Genomic DNA, 14,082 nt, shown 5'->3' on the forward strand with positions numbered 1-14,082 from the left:
CTGATTCAGACGGTTATCAGAAGTTGTAACCTACAACCAGGTAACCACCCCAACCGGTAGAACGCACGTTGAAATCACCATCACCGAAGTTCAGGCTGGCGTTATCTGCCCACTGACCACCGTTGTGCCAGTAACGAGCAACCACAGAGTAATGCCAGTGATCGTAATTCAGCGCAAGGATATGGCTGGAAGCGATGGAGTTGCTGGTACGGGCGTGTTTGCCCTTATTGTCGATGAAGTTGTCATCGCCCAGATCTGAACCCCAGTCGAAGTTGGTGAAGCCGATGTAGCTCAGGTTACCGCCCCACAGGGAAGTAATCGGCACAAAGTATTTCACTTTGAAGCGGTAGCCATCCCACTCGTTTTCGTTGGACGCGCCATAGTTTTGCCACTGGTATTTTGCGTACACGTTCAGAGACAGGCTCATCGGCAGACCGGTGTCGATGTCGGTACCCAGACCCATATACCAGGTGTTTTGTTTGCTGGCATCGTCGCCGTGAGCACCCATATCGTAGATATAGTTATTGGCGATGTACCATTCTTTAAATGGACCAAATGCCAGGCTGGTGCCAGTCAACTTGTCGATAGAGAAGCGGGGTTCGATCTCCATAAACATACGAGAACCGTCATCCCAGATGCCCTTATCGTTGCCGTTGCCCCACTCGAAGGTTTTTGGAATATCGATGTAGCCATAAAAATCTAACCAATCTTTTTTGGCAAACGCTTCATATTCCAGGTAGACGTCGTTAGTGATTTTTGGTCCGAAACGAGTGTGGTAGCTGCCTACCACGTTGACACTTTGGTGCCACCAATCAGAGAGGTATTCAGTATTTTTTGCATCGTCGGCCTGAGCCGTGAAAGAACTTGAAAGCGCCAGGACGGTACTAGCCGCCAAAATAATTTTTTTCATAATATTTTATGCCACTGTTTTTACATGAATCCCGTGAGGGCAGGAGGTGAGTGATCACCAAGGTCATCAACCATTCAGCTGGTTTCTTATTGACGCGCCTATTATAGAAATCCCTGCTCACAAAAATATGTTTCATTTCACATTATCGCCACATGCGTAATCGATTGCGTTCACGTTTGCGCACATTAAAAACGGGCGAGATTCTACCTGCTTCGTAAATTTAAGCAAATGCATGAGGCAAAGTTACAAATATATGTGATTCAGATCACTGGGTTTATTGGCGGTATGGTAGGCCGTTTGTCATACTTTCTTCGGCAAGATGTAACAAAAAACGCAGATGTTACCGAGGCTTACCCTCACGGGCGTGAGGGTTGCGGAGTTTATTGCGCGGGCAATGCCTGTGAAGGGTCTACAGGCTGAATGTCATGAATACGCACGAAACCGGGTTGATCTGGTGAAAGCCCTGAAAGTAGCAATGGAATGCTGACATCGCTCGGCGCTAAGACGCTGGCAGGCGCGCTGAATTGTTGCGACTGAACGTTCACTTCCTGGTAGTTATCGGTCGTGCCCTGAATCTGCCCCCATTCTACTTTGCCAGTGAAAGCAGGCAGCGGATCGTTCGACTCGCCCTTAATAATGAGCATCACCCGGCTGCCGTTGGCTTCAGGCGTGATGCTGCTCAGAGACATTTGCAAATTGCCCAATTGGCTGTTCAGGCGAGCGGGCGTTTTGGAACCTGGTAGCAAATAAACACCAGTTGTTGATTTGGCATTGAGCGAATTTTGTTGCGTCAGCTTGACGGTCTGGTCGGTGAGTTGGGTCATTTCTTTATTTAACGAACCCACTTCGCTCTTCATCTGGCGGACTTCAGTTTGTTGGGCGCAGGCGCTGAGGCTTACCAGGCTGCTAACCAGGAGAATTCTTAGGTAACTCTTTGTCATCGCTAATTTTTCCTTAAAGTTTCGTCCTGTTTTAAGCGTAGCCTGCCCGGAATGAAAAGTCATATTTCTTAGCATTACGTGGCGTTGCCTTTGTACTACCGCTACTTCGCGGTAAACTATTCTTCATTTGAAAAATCATTCAGGACGCGCCATGCATTGCCCATTCTGTTTCGCAGTAGACACCAAAGTGATTGATTCCCGGCTTGTCGGCGAAGGGTCTTCCGTGCGTCGTCGCCGTCAGTGCCTGGTTTGTAATGAACGCTTCACGACGTTTGAAGTGGCAGAACTTGTTATGCCGCGCGTGGTGAAAAGTAATGATGTTCGTGAGCCGTTTAATGAAGACAAACTGCGCAGCGGTTTTTTAAAAGCGCTGGAAAAGCGCCCTGTCAGTTCCGATGACGTAGAAATGGCGATAAACCATATCAAATCCCAATTACGTGGCACCGGCGAGCGTGAAGTGCCGAGCAAAATGATCGGTAATCTGGTGATGGAGCAGCTCAAAAAACTCGATAAAGTGGCCTATATCCGCTTTGCTTCGGTTTATCGCAGCTTTGAAGATATCCGTGAATTTGGCGAAGAAATTGCCCGCTTACAGGATTAATGCTGATGTCGTTTGATGAAAAATTTATGGCGCGTGCTCTGCAACTGGCAAAGCGCGGACGTTTCACCACCATGCCAAACCCGAATGTTGGCTGTGTGATTGCTAAAGATGGCGAAATCGTTGGCGAAGGTTTCCATTATCGTGCGGGCGAACCTCATGCAGAAGTTCACGCGTTGCGTATGGCGGGCGACAAAGCACAAGGTGCGACGGCGTATGTCACTCTGGAACCTTGTAGCCACCATGGGCGCACACCGCCTTGCTGCGATGCTTTAATTGCAGCGGGAGTGAAGCGAGTGGTTGCCGCGATGCAGGATCCGAATCCGCAAGTTGCCGGGCGCGGTTTGTACCGTCTGCAACAGGCTGGCATTGATGTGAGCCATGGTTTGATGATGAATGAAGCCGAGGCCATTAACCGTGGTTTCCTGAAGCGTATGCGTACTGGCTTCCCTTATATTCAACTTAAACTTGGTGCATCGCTGGACGGACGTACCGCCATGTCGAGCGGTGAAAGTCAGTGGATTACCTCGCCTGAATCACGCCGCGATGTGCAGCGTTTGCGCGCGCAAAGTGCCGCGATTCTCAGCAGCAGTGCCACGGTTCTGGCGGATAACCCTTCATTAACCGTACGCTGGAATGAATTAGATAGCGCCACACAGGCGGTTTATCACGAAGAAAACCTGCGTCAGCCGACACGCATTATTCTGGACCGTGAAAATCGAGTGACGCGAGAGCATAAAATTATCACGCAAGCAGGGGAGACCTGGCTTGCCCGATGCAATGCAGACCAGCAAACGTGGCCCGAAGGGGTTGAGCAGTTTATCGTGCCGGAGCATAACGGCCACCTGGATCTGGTGGTGATGATGATGCTGCTGGGCAAGCGCCAGATAAACTCTATTTGGGTAGAGGCGGGGGCCACCCTCGGCGGCGCGCTGCTGCAGGCAGGCCTTGTTGATGAACTGGTTGTCTACGTTGCACCAAAGTTATTAGGCAATGATGCGCGTGGCCTGTGTAACCTGCCAGGGCTTGAAAAACTCGCTGATGCGCCCGAATTTAGCTTTAGCGAAGTTCGTCAGGTCGGCCCAGATTTGTGCCTGCATTTGACACCGCGATACGCGCGTTAGTAAAACGTAAGCAGCCGCGAAAAGATTATGATAAAATCCGCCCCCCTAACGGGGCTAAACAGAACCGGAAAGGAAGAATATGAACATCATTGAAGCAGCCGTTGCTACTCCAGACGCTCGCGTCGCCATCACCATCGCGCGTTTTAATAACTTCATCAATGACAGCCTGCTTGACGGTGCGATTGACGCCCTGAAACGTATTGGCCAGGTTAAAGATGAAAATATCACCGTGGTCTGGGTTCCGGGTGCTTATGAGTTGCCACTGGCGGCAGACGCACTGGCGAAAACCAAGCGTTATGACGCAGTGATTGCGCTGGGTACGGTTATCCGTGGCGGCACAGCTCACTTTGAATATGTTGCTGGTGGTGCCAGCAACGGCCTGGCGCATGTTGCTCAGGAAACGGGTATTCCAGTCGCCTTTGGCGTGCTGACCACTGAAAGTATTGAACAAGCCATCGAACGCGCTGGCACAAAAGCCGGTAACAAAGGTGCAGAAGCTGCACTGACCGCGCTTGAAATGATTAATGTATTGAAAGCCATCAAGGCCTGATTTTTTGTAAGGGGAAATCTGTGAAACCTGCTGCTCGTCGCCGTGCCCGTGAGTGTGCCGTTCAGGCGCTTTACTCCTGGCAGTTATCTCGAAATGACATCGCTGATGTCGAATACCAGTTCCTGGCGGAACAGGACGTCAAAGACGTTGACGTTAACTACTTCCGCGAACTGTTGGTCGGGGTGGCTACTAACAGCGCGTATCTGGATGGGCTAATGAAGCCTTATCTGTCCCGTCAGCTCGAAGAGTTGGGTCAGGTAGAAAAAGCGGTTCTGCGTATCGCACTGTTTGAACTGGCTAAGCGTGATGACGTGCCATACAAAGTGGCGATTAACGAAGCCATCGATCTTGCGAAAACCTTCGGCGCCGAAGACAGCCACAAGTTCGTGAATGGTGTACTTGATAAAGCTGCTCCGCAAATTCGTCCCCGCAAGAAATAATCTCCAGGCCGGTTAATCCCGGCCTGTTTTTCATTCCTTTATTAAACTCAGAGGCATTACGCATGGCATGCGGTGAGTTTTCTCTGATTGCCCGTTATTTTGATCGCGTAAGCAGTTCCCGTCGCGATGTGGAAACCGGAATCGGCGATGATTGTGCATTGCTGACGATAGCCGAGAAGCAAGTCCTCGCGATCAGCACCGATACGCTAGTCTCAGGCATCCACTTCCTGCCGGATATTGACCCTCGTGATTTAGGCTACAAAGCGCTGGCGGTTAATTTGAGCGATTTGGCTGCTATGGGCGCCGATCCGGCCTGGCTGACGTTGGCTATTACCCTTCCTGAAGTCGATGAAAGCTGGCTTGAAGCCTTCAGCGACAGCCTGTTTGAACAACTCGATTACTACGATATGCAGCTGATTGGCGGCGACACCACGCGTGGCCCACTCGCGATGACGCTCGGCATTCATGGCCTCGTTCCTGCGGGTCGTGCTTTAAAACGCAGCGGCGCACGTCCTGGCGACTGGATTTACGTGACGGGTACACCGGGCGATAGCGCCGCAGGTCTGGCTATTTTGCAGGACCGTTTAGCGGTTAAAGATACTACACAATCTGCTTATCTGAAAAAGCGCCATTTGCGACCGACGCCGCGAATCCTGCATGGTCAGGCATTACGTGATTTAGCGAGCAGCGCCATTGACCTGTCTGACGGACTAATTTCCGATTTAGGTCATATCCTTAAAGCCAGCGAGTGCGGGGCGCGTATCGATCTCGACGCTCTGCCATATTCGACTGCCTTAACAGAAAACGTCAGCGCAGAACTTGCGTTGCAGTGGGCGCTTTCGGGTGGCGAAGATTACGAGTTATGCTTTACGGTCCCGGAAATGAACCGTGGCGCACTGGATGTTGCGATAGGCAATCTGGGTATTCCATTTACCTGTATCGGTCAGGTTGGGCCTGAGTCTGAAGGGCTACAGTTTTTGCAAAATGGCAAACCGGTTACGCTGGACTTAAAAGGATACGATCACTTTGCTCCGCTCTAAAGATGTGGCTAAAAGCCGTCTCAAGCTCAGTAATCCGTGGCATTTACTTGCTACCGGTTTTGGCAGTGGATTAAGCCCGATTATGCCTGGTACAGTGGGGTCGCTTGCGGCGATCCCGTTCTGGTATTTGATGACTTTCCTGCCGTGGCAGGTCTATTCCATGGTCATCATGCTGGGTATTTGTATCGGTGTTTATCTTTGCCACCAGACCGCACGCGACATGGGCGTTCATGACCACGGCAGCATCGTGTGGGATGAGTTTATTGGCATGTGGATTACCCTGATGGCACTGCCTGTTAACGACTGGCGCTGGGTGGCCGCAGGATTTTTAGCTTTCCGTATTCTTGATATCTGGAAGCCATGGCCTATCCGTTGGTTCGATCGCAACGTTCACGGCGGCATGGGGATTATGGTGGATGATATTGTCGCAGGCGTGGTTGCTGCGGGGATTATTTACCTGATTGGTCACCATTGGCCGATTGGTTTGTTATGATTTAGAACAACCCTCTCCTAGGGAGAGGGTTAGGGCGAGGGGGTTACTTAAATCCAACCCTCTCATGCGGTTGATAAACCGTTTCCAACTCGGCAATTTCTTCTGGCTTCAGCGTTAAATCCACCGCCCCAAGCAAATCATCCAACTGATGTTCGCGAGAAACGCCAATAATCGGTGCGGCAATACCTCGTTTACTCAGCAGCCATGCCAGTGCAACCTGCGCACGTGACACACCTTTATCATCGGCGACATTCGCCAGGCGTTCGGCAACCATGGCATCGTTATCTTTACTGGCGTCATAGAGATTTTTACCAACCTCATCGGACACTGAACGCGCCGTGGTATCGCCCCACGGACGAGTCAATTTACCGCGAGCCAGTGGACTCCACGGGATCACCGCGATCCCTTGTTCGTAGCACAGCGGCAGCATATTGAGTTCTTCTTCACGATAGATCAGATTGTAGTGATCCTGCATGGTGGCGAAACGCGCCCATCCATGTTGATCCTGCAAGGCCAGCGCCTGCGCGAGTTGTGAACTGTGCATTGAGGACGCACCGATGTAACGCGCTTTACCCGCTTTCACCACGTCGTTGAGCGCTTCAAGCGTCTCTTCAATGGGCGTGTTGTAATCCCAGCGGTGGATTTGCAGCAGATCGACATAATCGGTGCCGAGGCGGCGTAGACTGTCGTCTATCGAACGCATAATTTGTGGACGCGAAAGGCCTTCCGCTAAATCACCGACCGGGAAGTACACTTTGGTGGCGAGAACAGCATCTTCACGACGCATGAAATCTTTAAGGGCGCGCCCGACAATCTCTTCGCTGCTACCGTCGGAATAACTATTGGCGGTATCAAAGAAATTAATGCCGTTATTAATGGCGTGCTTGATGATGAGGCGGCTGCTCTCTTCGGGAAGAGTCCAGGCGTGATTGCCACGGTCTGGCTCACCAAAGGTCATGCAACCCAGGCAAAGACGGGAAACCTTGAGATCTGTTTTTCCTAACGTGTTGTATTGCATGGTTCCACTCCGGCTATTCAGGTTCTTTAAGCATAGCAGGAGTGGAGCAGGGGATTATTTGAGCCAGTCGCGGATTTTGGTTTCCATGCCGATAGCATCGAGTCCGATGGCGGCACGGGCTTCTTCCTGCGTGCCTTGCGGGATGAAGTAATCCGGCAGGCCGATATTGAGAACCGGAACCACTTTACGATTAGCCATCAGCACTTCATTCACGCCACTGCCAGCACCACCGATAATGGCATTCTCTTCAATGGTCACTAACGATTCGTGGCAGCCAGCCAGTTCAAGAATCAGCGCTTCATCGAGCGGCTTCACAAAGCGCATGTCGACCAGCGTTGCGTTAAGTGACTGCGCAACGGCCTCGGCTTCTGGCAACAGAGTGCCGAAGTTCAGCAGCGCGACTTTTTCACCTGCGCGTTTCTTCACGCCTTTGCCGATTGGCAGTGATTCCAGCGCTTGCAACTCAGCGCCCGTCCCGGTTCCACGCGGATAACGCACGGCAGATGGGCCGTCGTTGTAGTGGTAACCCGTATGTAGCATCAGGCGGCATTCGTTTTCATCGCTTGGCGTCATGATGACCATTTCCGGAATGCAGCGCAGGAAGGATATATCAAACGCGCCCTGGTGGGTTTGCCCGTCAGCACCGACAATTCCGGCGCGGTCGATGGCAAACAACACCGGCAGTTTCTGGATAGCGACGTCGTGAATCACCTGATCGTAAGCACGTTGCAGGAAGGTCGAATAAATGGCGACAACCGGCTTGTAACCGCCAATCGCCAAACCTGCAGCGAATGTCACGGCGTGCTGTTCGGCGATGGCGACATCAAAATATTGCGACGGGTACTGGCGTGAAAATTCAACCATGCCCGAGCCTTCGCGCATTGCTGGCGTCACGGCCATGAGCTTGTCGTCATGGGCGGCGGTTTCACACAGCCAGTTACCAAAGATTTTCGAATAGCTCGGCAGGCCACCAGATGCTTTTGGCAGCGTGCCGCTTTGCGGGTCAAACTTAGGCACCGCATGGAAGCTGATAGGGTCTTTTTCCGCTGGCGCGTAACCACGACCTTTTTTGGTCATGATGTGCAGGAATTGCGGGCCGTTCAGGTCGCGCATGTTTTTGAGCGTGTTAACCAGCCCGACCACATCGTGTCCGTCAACCGGGCCAATATAGTTAAAGCCTAACTCTTCAAACAACGTACCCGGCACCACCATGCCTTTCAGATGTTCTTCGGTGCGTTTGAGCAGTTCTTTAATTGGCGGTACGCCAGAGAAGACTTTCTTGCCGCCTTCGCGCAGCGATGAATAGAGTTTGCCTGAAAGCAGTTGCGCGAGGTGGTTGTTCAACGCCCCGACGTTCTCGGAAATCGACATTTCGTTGTCGTTGAGGATCACCAGCATGTTCGGGCGAATATCTCCGGCGTGGTTCATCGCTTCAAAAGCCATGCCTGCCGTAATCGCGCCATCACCAATCACACACACGGTGCGGCGGTCTTTGCCTTCTTTCTGAGCGGCAACAGCGATACCGATTCCGGCGCTGATGGAGGTGGATGAGTGACCCACGCTCAGAACGTCATATTCACTTTCGGCACGCCATGGGAACGGATGCAGGCCGCCTTTCTGGCGGATGGTGCCAATTTTGTCACGACGTCCAGTAATGATTTTGTGCGGATATGCCTGATGACCGACATCCCAGATTAGCTGGTCGAACGGTGTGTTATACACATAGTGAAGCGCCACGGTCAGTTCTACCGTGCCAAGGCCAGAGGCAAAGTGCCCACTGGAGCGGCTTACGCTATCGAGCAGGTAACGACGCAGCTCGTCACAAAGTTTCGGCAAGCTTTCTTTTGGCAACAGGCGTAGCTCAGGGGCTGATTCCACCAGTGCGAGGGTCGGGTATTTGGCAATATCAAAACTCATTAGAAACTCATCGTGGTTTTTACCCTTCATCCTTCAAGCCTGCGCCTGAATGCCAAAGGGTAAGTTAATAATTATTTATCACGTTGGATGATGTAGCTCGCTAACGCTTCCAGTGCGGTAGTGTCTAACGACTGGCGAGCCAAGCCTTCCAGCGCCCTCAGAGAATCCTGGTAAAGATCCCACGCTTTAGTTTTGGCATTTTCTAGCCCCAGCAAGGCCGGATAAGTGCTTTTACCCAGTTGCTGGTCGGCGCCCTGGCGCTTACCCAATGTTGCAGTATCACCGATAACGTCGAGAATATCGTCCTGGACCTGGAATGCCAGGCCGATGCTTTCTGCATAACGGTCCAGCAATGGCAGTGCGTTGCGGCCAGCGTCACCGGCACTCAACGCGCCCAGGCGAACAGCGGCACGAATTAACGCGCCGGTTTTATGACGATGAATACGCTCGAGGCTTTGCAAATCGACATGCTTGCCTTCGGCTTCAAGATCCAACGCCTGGCCGCCACACATTCCCGCCACACCGCTAGCCACAGCCAACTCTTTCACCATCGCTAATCGATCAGCAATAGCAACACCAGGCATAGGGGCATCACTGAGTATAGAAAACGCCAGCGTTTGCAGAGCGTCTCCGGCTAATATCGCGCTGGCTTCACCGAATTTAATGTGACAGGTGGGCTGCCCACGACGCAGATCGTCATCATCCATGGCGGGTAAATCGTCATGAATCAAAGAATATGCATGGATGCACTCAACTGCCGCAGCAGGCGCATCCAGTGTTTCTTGCGCTATGCCGAACATTTCTCCGGTCGCGTAGACCAGAAAAGGGCGGAGTCTCTTCCCACCAAATAATGCGCCATAGTGCATTGCCTCAACCAGAGGAGTGTTCTGAAACGGTAGCGGTGCCAGAAAACGCAGCAGCGCATCGTTGGCCCGTTCTGCGTGGGCCTGCAACTGATGGTTAAAATCCATTTACTCGTTATCCGGGGTAAAAGGCTTGAGTGGGGCGTCTTCGCTATCGTTTAGCAGGATTTGCACGCGTTGTTCTGCCTGTTGCAGTTTCACCTGACCCTGACGCGCAAGTTGCACACCACGTTCAAATTCATTTAACGCCTCTTCGAGCGCTAAATCTCCGCTCTCCAGACGAGTAACAATCTGCTCAAGCTCCACAAGCGCAGTTTCAAAACTGGCCGGGACTTCGGTTTTTTTCGGCATAGTGAATGTCTGACTCTAATAATTTTTGCGACTCTGCAATGGTAGCGGAAACTGACAAGCAAGTAACCATGAGCATGTTGGTTAGCAGAGGTTAGTGATATACTTGCGCGCCTCGGATGCAGCGGCAACTCGCCGTTGCAGTTCTTTAAGTCTTCCAGCCCGCATGATTAGTCATGCCTGGCTCATCAACGAATCTAAGCCGCCATGAAGTTTATCATTAAATTGTTCCCGGAAATCACCATCAAGAGTCAATCTGTGCGCATACGCTTTATTAAGATGCTCACCGGGAACATTCGCAACGTTTTAAAGCACTACGATGAAGACCTGGCGGTTGTTCGCCATTGGGACAACATTGAAGTTCGCGCTAAAGATGAAAATCAGCGCATCGCCATTCGTGAAGCGCTGACCCGCATTCCTGGTATCCACCACATTCTTGAAGTTGAAGATGTGCCGTTTACCGATTTGCATAATATCTTCGAACAGGCGCTGGAGCTTTATCGTGAGCAACTGGAAGGAAAAACCTTCTGCGTGCGAGTGAAACGTCGTGGTAAGCATGAGTTTAGTTCGATTGAAGTTGAACGTTACGTCGGCGGTGGCCTGAATCAGCACATTGAATCGGCGCGTGTAAAACTGACTAAGCCTGATGTGACCGTTAATCTGGAAATTGAAAACGATCGCCTGCTGCTGGTGAAAGGCCGTTATGAAGGTATCGGCGGCTTCCCGATTGGCACGCAAGAAGATGTGTTATCGCTGATTTCCGGTGGTTTCGATTCGGGTGTTTCCAGCTACATGCTGATGCGTCGCGGTTGCCGCGTGCATTACTGCTTCTTTAACCTCGGTGGTGCAGCGCACGAAATCGGCGTTAAACAAGTCGCGCATTACCTGTGGAACCGTTTCGGCAGCTCCCACCGCGTACGTTTCGTGGCGATCAACTTTGAACCTGTGGTGGGTGAAATCCTCGAGAAAGTCGAAGACGGCCAGATGGGCGTGGTGCTTAAACGTATGTTCGTGCGCGCGGCTTCCCGTGTTGCAGAGCGCTACGGCGTGCAGGCACTGGTTACTGGCGAAGCGCTGGGCCAGGTTTCCAGCCAGACGCTGACCAACCTGCGTTTAATTGACAACGTTTCCGATACGCTGATTCTGCGCCCGCTTATTTCTCACGATAAAGAGCACATCATCGATCTGGCGCGTGAAATCGGTACCGCTGATTTCGCTCGTACCATGCCGGAATATTGCGGTGTTATCTCGAAAAGCCCAACCGTCAAAGCGGTGAAGGCGAAGATTGAAGCGGAAGAAGCCAACTTCGATTTCTCGATTCTCGATCGTGTCGTTGAAGAAGCGACTAACATCGACATCCGTGAAATTGCCAATCAGAGCAAAGAAGTGGTAACGGAAGTTGAAACCGTTGATGCATTTGGCCCGAATGACGTGCTGCTGGATATTCGTTCTATCGACGAACAAGACGATAAGCCATTTAAGCCAGAAGGTGTGGAAGTGGCGTCGCTGCCATTCTATAAACTGAGCACCGCATTTGGCGATTTGGATCAGAGCAAAACATATTTGCTGTGGTGCGACCGTGGCGTGATGAGCCGTTTGCAGGCGCTGTATCTGCGTGAGCAAGGTTTTGAGAACGTGAAGGTTTATCGCGCTTAAATTCTACGCCCTCATCCCGGCCTTCTCCCCCAGGAGAAGGAGAAGTGCAATTCCCTCTCCCTCAGGGAGAGGGCCAGGGTGAGGGGGGTTTTAGTAATCTCTGTAACTGTAAATTCCCGCCGCCAATACCAATTGCTGTGAAACCTCATGAGCTTTTTCACGGCTCACCAGTAAATCAATAATCTTCAGCGCGAAATCTATTGCCGTACCCGGCCCCTGGCTGGTCAGCAGATTGACGCGTGGGTCCCAGACGATACGTTTATCCTGCCACTGTGCTTCCGGAATCGTCTCTTTCAGACCTGGATAACCTGTCATATTCGCTATTGGGAATAATTCATGCGTAACCAAAACCGTCCCTGCTGCGGCACAAATCGCGGCCACGATACGCCCGGAAAGATGGAACTGGCGCACGGTTTCCACTAATAGCGGACTGTCACGGAAACATTCGGCACCTTTCAAACCACCGGGCAAGACAATGACATCAAACTCGCCGTCTGCCACTTCAACCAGCGGGGCATCTGCCAGCAGTTTTACCCCTCGTGAACAGACAATCGTGAGATTTCCGTCACTGGCAACGCTGGCGGTCGTCACGCTGATTCCGGCTCGCACCAGAAGGTCGATGGTGGTAACGGCTTCCGTTTCTTCAGTTCCAGGAGCCAGGCAAACCAGTGCTCGTGCGCTCATACTCATTCTCCTTACGCTTAATCAGCTCATACAAGCGGCTGTTCACCGGCACTGAAAGGCCATGGGCGCGCGCGCGTTGCAGTAAATAACCGGTAATGTAATCAATCTCGGTGTGACGTTGCACCCGAACATCCTGAAGCATCGAAGAGATGTTCGCAGCGGTGCTTTCGATAACTTCTTCGACATAAAAAAGCAGCGCTTCGGCTGATGTATGGTGGCCTTCGCGCTCCATCACCATCGCGACTTCATTGCAAATTTGGCTCACTTCGTCAGGGTAGTGACGTAATTCCCCATTAGGGCAATTGTAGAGCGCGGTGAGCGGGTTAACCACGCAGTTCACCGCCAGCTTCTTCCAGTTAGCCGCCATAATATTGTTGTGCCAGGCTATTTCCGGTAAAGCGTGGTGCAGCATATCGGCCAGAAAACTAAAATCGTTGCCTGCTGCATTGCCGGGACCCATATGCGTGATGCCGTTAGCAACGTGAATAATCATATTGCCATCATGACGTGCTGCGTGCGTAGTGACTCCAGTCAATAACGGTTGAGAGAGTGTGGCGAGTTCCTCAAGCGTACCCATTCCATTGTGCAAAAGCAGAATTGGGCAGGTGACGGGAAGCCGCGCTGCGAGCGTTTTCACCGCAGTGGAAACCTGCCAGGCTTTAAGTGTGACCAGCAATAATTCGCTGCTGGCGAGAAAATCAGGATCGTTGGCCGTCAGCGTTTGGTTAAACACCCTACCGTCGGTTTCGAGTACATTGACATGGCAAAAAGGCTGCGGCACACGCAACCATCCCTGAACCTCATGTCCTTGCTTATAAAGTGATGCTAGCCAAAGTTGGCCAAGTGCACCGCAACCCAGCACGGTGATTTTCATTTTGCCTCCCAAAGCCGCAGATGTTTGGCTTAATCTATATTATACAGAGCTCTCTACTGCTTTAACGGGTTGTTTTGCGTGGCCCAGCAGGTATTATGCAACGCAACAAAAAGAGAGGGAGAAGAAAGCATGCCATCTTTTGACATTGTGTCTGAAATTGATATCCAGGAAGTGCGTAACGCGATTGAAAACGCTGAGCGTGAGGTTGCTACTCGTTTTGACTTCCGCAATGTACCGGCGACATTTGAACTGAATGAGAAAAATCAGTCCATTAAAGTAGCCAGTGAGTCTGACTTCCAGGTGAACCAACTGTTGGATATTCTTCGTGCCAAGCTGCTGAAGCGCGGTATCGAAGGGGCTTCCATTGATGTGCCGGAAGAGTTCGTGCACAGCGGTAAAACCTGGAGCGTTGAAGCGAAACTCAAGCAGGGCATTGAAGCTGCGATTGCCAAGAAAATTGTGAAGCTGATTAAAGACAGCAAAACCAAGGTTCAGGTGCAGATTCAGGGCGAGGAACTGCGTGTAACGGGCAAATCTCGCGACGATTTACAGGCCGCAATGGCGCTGGTTCGTGGCGGTGATTTGGGACAGCCGTTCCAGTTTAAAAACTTCCGCGACTGATATTT

16 protein-coding genes are annotated in these 14,082 nt (G+C 51.6%); 8 read left to right on the plus strand and 8 right to left on the minus strand.

What is annotated here, in order from left to right; all coding sequences use genetic code 11:
- Positions 1 to 16: 16 nt before the first annotated feature.
- Both M2371_RS16455 and M2371_RS16460 read right to left on the minus strand, forming a co-directional pair.
- A complete protein-coding gene (locus M2371_RS16455) occupies positions 17 to 910 on the minus strand; it encodes a nucleoside-specific channel-forming protein Tsx (RefSeq protein ID WP_259268192.1) in 894 nt (297 codons plus the stop codon).
- A 380-nt stretch (positions 911 to 1,290) separates the two neighbouring features.
- Complete coding sequence (locus M2371_RS16460; protein WP_172895402.1) at positions 1,291 to 1,851, minus strand: DUF3251 domain-containing protein; 561 nt, start codon at positions 1,849 to 1,851, stop codon at positions 1,291 to 1,293.
- Between the two features lie 151 nt (positions 1,852 to 2,002).
- Between M2371_RS16460 and nrdR the strand changes: the two genes are divergently transcribed.
- From nrdR to pgpA, 6 genes are all read left to right on the plus strand, one after another.
- A complete protein-coding gene (nrdR, locus tag M2371_RS16465; protein WP_034493695.1) occupies positions 2,003 to 2,452 on the plus strand; it encodes a transcriptional regulator NrdR in 450 nt (149 codons plus the stop codon).
- 5 nt (positions 2,453 to 2,457) lie between these two features.
- The gene (ribD, locus tag M2371_RS16470; RefSeq protein WP_259268193.1) at positions 2,458 to 3,573 is read left to right on the plus strand and encodes a bifunctional diaminohydroxyphosphoribosylaminopyrimidine deaminase/5-amino-6-(5-phosphoribosylamino)uracil reductase RibD; all 1,116 of its coding nucleotides are present in this window, start codon (positions 2,458 to 2,460) and stop codon (positions 3,571 to 3,573) included.
- A gap of 79 nt (positions 3,574 to 3,652) precedes the next feature.
- Positions 3,653 to 4,123, plus strand: coding sequence for a 6,7-dimethyl-8-ribityllumazine synthase (gene ribE, locus M2371_RS16475; RefSeq protein ID WP_034493696.1), 471 nt, complete (start codon positions 3,653 to 3,655; stop codon positions 4,121 to 4,123).
- Between the two features lie 20 nt (positions 4,124 to 4,143).
- A complete protein-coding gene (gene nusB / locus M2371_RS16480; protein WP_034457944.1) occupies positions 4,144 to 4,563 on the plus strand; it encodes a transcription antitermination factor NusB in 420 nt (139 codons plus the stop codon).
- 62 nt (positions 4,564 to 4,625) lie between these two features.
- Positions 4,626 to 5,603, plus strand: coding sequence for a thiamine-phosphate kinase (gene thiL, locus M2371_RS16485; protein ID WP_259268194.1), 978 nt, complete (start codon positions 4,626 to 4,628; stop codon positions 5,601 to 5,603).
- Complete coding sequence (pgpA, locus tag M2371_RS16490) at positions 5,584 to 6,096, plus strand: phosphatidylglycerophosphatase A (RefSeq protein WP_259268291.1); 513 nt, start codon at positions 5,584 to 5,586, stop codon at positions 6,094 to 6,096. Before thiL ends, pgpA begins: the two co-directional genes overlap by 20 nt.
- A gap of 43 nt (positions 6,097 to 6,139) precedes the next feature.
- Here pgpA and M2371_RS16495 read toward each other — a convergent pair whose 3' ends face one another.
- From M2371_RS16495 to xseB, 4 genes are all read right to left on the minus strand, one after another.
- On the minus strand, positions 6,140 to 7,114 hold the full coding sequence (locus tag M2371_RS16495) for an aldo/keto reductase (protein ID WP_259268195.1): 975 nt from the start codon (positions 7,112 to 7,114) through the stop codon (positions 6,140 to 6,142).
- Positions 7,115 to 7,168: 54 nt separating this feature from the next.
- A complete protein-coding gene (dxs, locus tag M2371_RS16500; RefSeq protein ID WP_172895398.1) occupies positions 7,169 to 9,031 on the minus strand; it encodes a 1-deoxy-D-xylulose-5-phosphate synthase in 1,863 nt (620 codons plus the stop codon).
- A gap of 71 nt (positions 9,032 to 9,102) precedes the next feature.
- Complete coding sequence (gene ispA / locus M2371_RS16505; protein WP_172895397.1) at positions 9,103 to 10,002, minus strand: (2E,6E)-farnesyl diphosphate synthase; 900 nt, start codon at positions 10,000 to 10,002, stop codon at positions 9,103 to 9,105.
- On the minus strand, positions 10,003 to 10,245 hold the full coding sequence (xseB, locus tag M2371_RS16510) for an exodeoxyribonuclease VII small subunit (RefSeq protein WP_034493701.1): 243 nt from the start codon (positions 10,243 to 10,245) through the stop codon (positions 10,003 to 10,005).
- A 204-nt stretch (positions 10,246 to 10,449) separates the two neighbouring features.
- On the opposite strand from xseB, the gene thiI reads away from it, so the two are divergent.
- Positions 10,450 to 11,898 (plus strand): tRNA uracil 4-sulfurtransferase ThiI, encoded by a 1,449-nt coding sequence (gene thiI / locus M2371_RS16515; protein ID WP_259268196.1) that lies wholly within the window; start codon positions 10,450 to 10,452, stop codon positions 11,896 to 11,898.
- Between the two features lie 90 nt (positions 11,899 to 11,988).
- Here the strand turns inward: thiI and yajL are convergent, their stop codons facing one another.
- Both yajL and panE read right to left on the minus strand, forming a co-directional pair.
- Positions 11,989 to 12,582 carry a protein deglycase YajL gene (gene yajL / locus M2371_RS16520; protein WP_259268197.1) on the minus strand — a complete coding sequence of 198 codons (594 nt, stop codon included), beginning with the start codon at positions 12,580 to 12,582 and terminating at the stop codon, positions 11,989 to 11,991.
- Positions 12,542 to 13,456 carry a 2-dehydropantoate 2-reductase gene (gene panE / locus M2371_RS16525; protein ID WP_259268198.1) on the minus strand — a complete coding sequence of 305 codons (915 nt, stop codon included), beginning with the start codon at positions 13,454 to 13,456 and terminating at the stop codon, positions 12,542 to 12,544. Before panE ends, yajL begins: the two co-directional genes overlap by 41 nt.
- Before the next feature lie 129 nt (positions 13,457 to 13,585).
- On the opposite strand from panE, the gene M2371_RS16530 reads away from it, so the two are divergent.
- Positions 13,586 to 14,077 (plus strand): YajQ family cyclic di-GMP-binding protein, encoded by a 492-nt coding sequence (locus M2371_RS16530; RefSeq protein WP_034493706.1) that lies wholly within the window; start codon positions 13,586 to 13,588, stop codon positions 14,075 to 14,077.
- Positions 14,078 to 14,082: the final 5 nt, after the last annotated feature.

The sequence above is a fragment of the Buttiauxella sp. BIGb0471 genome (assembly GCF_024807715.1).
GTDB lineage: Bacteria > Pseudomonadota > Gammaproteobacteria > Enterobacterales > Enterobacteriaceae > Buttiauxella > Buttiauxella agrestis.